The organism is Streptomyces murinus, from assembly GCF_002154555.1.
Lineage (GTDB): Bacteria > Actinomycetota > Actinomycetes > Streptomycetales > Streptomycetaceae > Streptomyces > Streptomyces murinus.
On record NZ_MUNF01000524.1, the window covers coordinates 1 to 5610 of the forward strand.

General features: G+C 75.1%; 2 protein-coding genes and 2 pseudogenes. 2 read left to right on the forward strand and 2 right to left on the reverse strand.

From position 1 onward, the window contains the following. Nucleotides 1-3557 (forward strand): annotated as a pseudogene (locus tag CCN72_RS28660) (cation-translocating P-type ATPase); the annotation flags it as partial. A gap of 3 nt (nucleotides 3558-3560) precedes the next feature. On the opposite strand, the gene CCN72_RS28665 reads toward CCN72_RS28660, so the two are convergent. After that, the gene (locus CCN72_RS28665; protein ID WP_086810817.1) at nucleotides 3561-4640 is read right to left on the reverse strand and encodes an NADH:flavin oxidoreductase/NADH oxidase; all 1080 of its coding nucleotides are present in this window, start codon (nucleotides 4638-4640) and stop codon (nucleotides 3561-3563) included. A 139-nt stretch (nucleotides 4641-4779) separates the two neighbouring features. Between CCN72_RS28665 and CCN72_RS28670 the strand changes: the two genes are divergently transcribed. Beyond that, complete coding sequence (locus CCN72_RS28670) at nucleotides 4780-5136, forward strand: ArsR/SmtB family transcription factor (protein ID WP_086810819.1); 357 nt, start codon at nucleotides 4780-4782, stop codon at nucleotides 5134-5136. Nucleotides 5137-5152: 16 nt separating this feature from the next. Here CCN72_RS28670 and CCN72_RS28675 read toward each other — a convergent pair. Continuing rightward, nucleotides 5153-5610 (reverse strand): annotated as a pseudogene (locus tag CCN72_RS28675) (NADP oxidoreductase); the annotation flags it as partial.

The window sequence follows — 5610 nt, forward strand, 5'->3', positions numbered from 1 at the left end:
GCGCGCCCGCCTCGGACCCGACCGGATGGACCTGGTGCTGGCCACCGCCAACGCCGCCGCGCACGGCGCCGGGCAGACCCCCTCCTCGCTGCTGCTCGACGGCACCCTGCGCGCCTGCCAGATCGCCGAGACCGTGGCCCGCGCGGCCGCCTNNCGCCCAGCAGTACGCCTCCCACGCCTCGGCCGGCAGTGTGCTGGGCGCCGCGGCCACCCTGCTGGTCAAGCACGACGGCACCGAGGCGGCCGAGGCGGTGCTCGCCGGTTCACCCAAGGCCGCCCGCTACGGTCCCGCCGCCTTCCACGCCGTCCTCAGTGCCGCCCTGTCCCGCACCGGAGTGCTGGTCCGCGACCCCGAGCGGCTGCGCCGCCTCGACATGGCCGGGACCGTCGTCCTGCACGCCGGAGCGCTGCGCGGCGCGGACGGCGAGGCGGACCCGTGGGCCGAGCCGGTGCTGGACGCAGCCCGCCGGGCCGGGCTGCGGGTGGTGCTGGTGGACGATCCCGCCCTGGAGGACTTCACCGGCCTCGCCGACCAGGTCGTGGACGCCCGCCGGCCGCTGGACGACGTGGTCTACGAGGCGCGCGGTGAGACACACACCGTGCTCACCGTCGCCCGGGTGGGCTCGGCCGAGGAGAGCGACGTGCTGGTCGCGCTGCGCGCCAGCGATGTCGCCGTCGCCCTCACCGACCGGGACGGCGCGGTGGTGTGGGGCGCGGACATGCTGGCCCTGCACGGGCTGCCCGACGTGTGGCGGGTGCTGATCGCGATCCCGGCCGCCCGCGCGGTCGGCGGGCGGTCCCAGACCCTGGCCCGGTCCGGCGCGGCCCTGTCCGGACTCCTCGTGGCCGTCGGCGAGGCCAAGGGCGGCCGGGGGCGGTTCGCCATGCTGCCGGGGCTGCGGCACGCACCCGTCGACGCGGGCGCCGCCCTGGCCCTGCTGTCCGGGATGCGTGCCGCGCTCGGCGTGGCGGTGGCCCGCGCCCCGCACCCCCGCCCCCGGGTGCACTGGCACGAACTGGACCCGGACCAGGCCAGGGACCGGCTCGAACACCAACCCGGCGCCGAGAGCACGCCGTTGGGCACGCTGGCCGAGGGGCTGCGCAAGGCGGCCGACGGGGTCTACCGGCATCCGCTCGTCACCCCCGTGCGCTGGTCCTACCAGCTCGGGCAGGCCGTCCGCGGCGAGTTGCACGACCCGCTCACCCCGGTCCTCGCGGTCGGCTCGGCCGCCTCCGCGATCCTCGGCTCGGCGGTGGACGCCCTGCTCGTGGTCGGCGCCCTCGATCTGAACGCCCTGGTCGGCGGGGTCCAACGGCTGCGCGCCGAGCGGGCGTTGTCCGGTCTGGTCGCGGACCAGAAGCGCAAGGCGCGCGTGGTGCCCACGGAGGCGGAGGCACCGGCCGGCGGCACCCGCACCGTGGAGGCGGGCAAGCTCACACCGGGCGATGTGATCCAGCTCAAGGGCGACGACGTGGTGCCCGCCGACGCCCGGCTGCTGTGGCAGGAGGGCCTGGAGGTCGACGAGTCCGCGCTGACCGGCGAGTCCCTGCCGGTGGAGAAGGACACCGACCCCACCCCGCACGCCCCGGTCGCCGACCGCAGCTGCATGGTCTTCGAGGGCACGACCGTGGTGGCGGGCGAGGCCCGTGCCGTCGTGGTCGACACCGGCGAGCACACCGAGGCCGCCCGCGCCGTGCACCTCGCCGCGCGCATGCCCCCGGCCGCCGGCGTCCAGGCCCGTCTCCAGGAACTCACCCGCAAGGCGCTGCCGTTGACCCTGGCGGGCGGCGCCGCGGTGACCGGTCTCGCGCTGCTGCGCGGCACCCCGATCCGGGAGGCGGTCAGCGGCGGTGTGGCGGTCGCGGTGGCCGCCGTACCGGAGGGGCTGCCCCTGGTGGCCACCGTCGCCCAGCTGGCCGCGGCCCGCCGGCTCAGCCGCGGCGGCGTCCTGGTGCGCACCCCGCGCACCCTGGAGGCGCTCGGCCGCATGGACACCATCTGCTTCGACAAGACCGGCACCCTCACCGAGAACCGGCTGCGCCTGGTGCGGGTCTCCGACGCCGAGGGCACCGTACGCGCCGTGGCCGCCGCCGGTTCCGCGGACACCGTACGATCCGCGGCCCGGGCCTGCCCCCGTTTCAACGGCGGCTCCGAGCGGCCGGTGCACGCCACCGACGAGGCCGTCCTGGACGCGGCCCGCCCCGACCCCGACTGGACGCAGCTCGCCGGGCTGCCCTTCGAGGCCGCCCGCGGCTACGCGGCCGCCGTCGGCCGCGCCGGCGACGGCTCCCGCGTCCTGGTGGTCAAGGGCGCCCCCGAGACCGTCCTGCCCGCCTGCACCGGTCTCCCCGCGGGAGCCGCCAACGCCGCCCAGGAACTGGCGGGTTCGGGACTGCGGGTCCTGGCGGTGGCCGAACGGCGCCTGGACGGCGGGGAGGACGAGTCCGCCGTACTCGAACAGCCGCTCCAGGACCTGGAGTTCACGGGAGTGCTGGCGCTGTCCGACGTACCGCGCGACACCTCCACGGCGCTGGTGAAGGGGCTGCTGGAAGCGGGCGTACGACCCGTCGTGCTCACCGGCGACCACCCGCAGACCGCGCGTGCCATCGCCGCCGAACTGGGCTGGCCGGAGGACACCGTGGTGGTCACCGGCGATGAACTGGCCGCCGCCGACCGGGCGGCGCGGGCGCGGATGCTGCGTGACGCGGGCGTGGTGGCCCGGGTGGCACCCGAGCAGAAGCTCCAGGTCGTGGAGGCGCTGCGGGACGCGGGCCGGGTGGTCGGCATGGTCGGCGACGGCGCCAACGACGCCGCGGCGATCCGCGCCGCCGACATCGGCGTGGGCATCAGCGCCCGCGGCTCGGCCGCCGCCCGCAACGCCGCCGACATCGTGCTCACCGACGACGACCTCACGGTCCTGATCGACGCGGTCGGCGAAGGCCGCGCCCTGTGGCACAGCGTCGCCGACGCCATCGCCATCCTCATCGGCGGCAACGCGGGCGAGGTCGGCTTCGGTCTGATCGGCACCCTGGTGTCCGGGCGGGCGCCGCTGTCCACCCGGCAGATGCTGATGGTGAACCTGTTCACCGACCTGTTCCCGTCGATGGCCGTCGCCGTCACGGAGAAGGAGGGCGAGGCGGACCTCGCCCATGTCGAGGAGGCCGCCGGGGTGTTGGGCGATCCGCTGCTGCGGCAGATCAGGCACCGGGCGCTGACCACCTGTCTGGGCGCGCTCACCGCCTGGCTGATCGGCCGCTTCACCCCGGGCACCGCCCGCCGCTCCAGCACCATGGCACTGTGCGGGGTGGTCTGCACCCAGCTGGTGCAGACCCTCCTGGACCGGCGCGACAGCCGGCTGGTGCAGATCACCTCGCTGGGCTCGGCCGCGGTGCTCGTCGCCGTCGTCCAGACCCCGGTGCTCAGCCGCGCCTTCGGCTGCACCCCGCTCGGGCCGCTCGCCTGGGCCGGCGTGGCCGTCGCCATCGCCCTCGCGCTGGCGGGACAGCGCGCGCTGCCCCGCCTGGAGGAGACGGTCGTACGACTGCTGCCGGCCTGAGGCTCACACCGAGCGCAGATACTGCTCCGGCACCCGTACGTCGCCGCCCAGCTCCCGGGCGGCGTGCCGGGCCCAGGAGGGGTCGCGCAGCAGCTCGCGGCCGAGCAGGACGGCGTCGGCCTCGCCGTTCGCCAGGATCTTCTGGGCCTGCTCGGCCTCGGTGATCAGACCGACGGCCGCGACCGGAAGGCCGGTCTCGGCCTTCACCCGGGCGGCGAACGGGACCTGATAGCCGGGCCCGACCGGGATGCGCACGCCGGAGGCGTTGCCGCCGGTGGAGACGTCGAGGAGGTCCACGCCATGGGCGCGCAGATCGCGGGCCAGGCGGACCGTGTCGTCCGCGGTCCAGCCGCCCTCCTCCAGCCAGTCGGTGGCCGAGACCCGGAAGAACAGCGGCTTGTCCGCGGGCCATTCCTCCCGTACGGCGTCCACGATCTCCAGCGCGAAGCGGACCCGGTTCTCGTACGAACCGCCGTAGGCGTCGGTGCGGTGGTTGGAGTGCGGGGAGAGGAACTCATGGACCAGATAGCCGTGGGCGCCGTGGATCTCCACGACCTCGAAGCCCGCCTCCAGCGCCCGGCGCGCGGCCTCCTTGAACTGCCCGGCGATCTGCGTGATCTGATCCACCGTCAACTCGCTTGGTACCGGGTGGCCTTCGGTGAAGGGCAGCGGGCTCGGGGCGAGGGGCCCCCAACCGTGGCCCTCCGGACCGATCGGCGCGCCGCCCTTCCAGGGCCGCTCGGTCGAGGCCTTGCGTCCGCTGTGTGCCAGCTGCACGGCGGGCACCGTGCCCTGGGCGGAGAGGAAGCGGGTGATCCGGCGGAACGCCTCCACCTGGGTGTCGTTCCACAGGCCGAGGTCGTAGGGGGAGATCCGGCCCTCCGGGGAGACTGCGGTGGCCTCGACCACGATCAGACCGGTGCCGCCGGTGGCCCGCGCCCCGTAGTGCGCGAAGTGCCAGTCGTTCGGGGCACCGGTGAGCGGCCCCGCGGGCTCGGCCGAGTACTGGCACATCGGGGGCATCCACACCCGGTTGGGGATGGTCACCTCACGCAGGGTGACGGGCTCGAACAGCACGCTCACGGCAGACTCCCTTCGTCACGGACCGCCAGGTCCGCTCGTACGATAGACCTCGTAGTACGAGGGATGTCAAACTATGATGACTCTCGTACAATGCGGGAACGTAAAGGCTTCATGACTCCAGCGACGAAGGTGGGCTGCCGTGACCGAGACCGCCGCCCCCGGCCGGGTGCTGGTGCACCCCGACCGGGCGGAGATCCGACTGGAGGGCGTGCTGCACGCGCTGTCCGATCCGGTGAGGCTGCGCATCGTCCGCGAACTCGCCACGGCCGCCGACGAGTTGTCCTGCTCGCGCTTCGACCTGCCGGTCACCAAGTCCACCAGCACGCACCACTTCCGGGTGCTGCGCGAGAGCGGTGTCATCCGGCAGTGCTACCGGGGCACGGCCAAGCTGAGCGGCCTGCGCCGGGACGACCTGGACGACCTCTTCCCCGGCTTGCTCGACGCCCTCCTCACCGCCGCCAACGGCCAGTACGCCCGCCTGGGCGACGACGCCTGAGTACGCGGGCCGGGGGTCACGGCCGGGGCCGCGAAGGGGGTGACGACGACCGCGCCCCCGCCAGCAGGGTGTCCCAGTCCGCCAGCTTGACCACACCCCGGCCCAGACGCGCGCCCAGCTCGGCCTCCGCCCGCTCGATCGCCAGCCAGCCGTCCCAGACCACCGGCTCGATCCCGGCCGCCAGCAGCGCGGGGACCGCGTCCTCGGGCGCGTCGGAGCGCGCCCGCTCGGGGGCGTCCGCGAGCAGCGAGGCCACCGTCTCCTTGGCGCAGGGCCGGTTGGTGCCGATCACACCCGACGGACCCCGCTTGATCCACCCGGCGACGTACTCCCCGGGCGAGGCCACGCCGTCGCGCACCACCCGCCCCGCGAGGTGCGGGACCGTGCCGCTCGCCTCGTCGAACGGCAGCCCCTCCAGCGGCACCCCCCGATAGCCCACCGAGCGCAGCACCAGCTGCGCTCGGTGGGCTATCG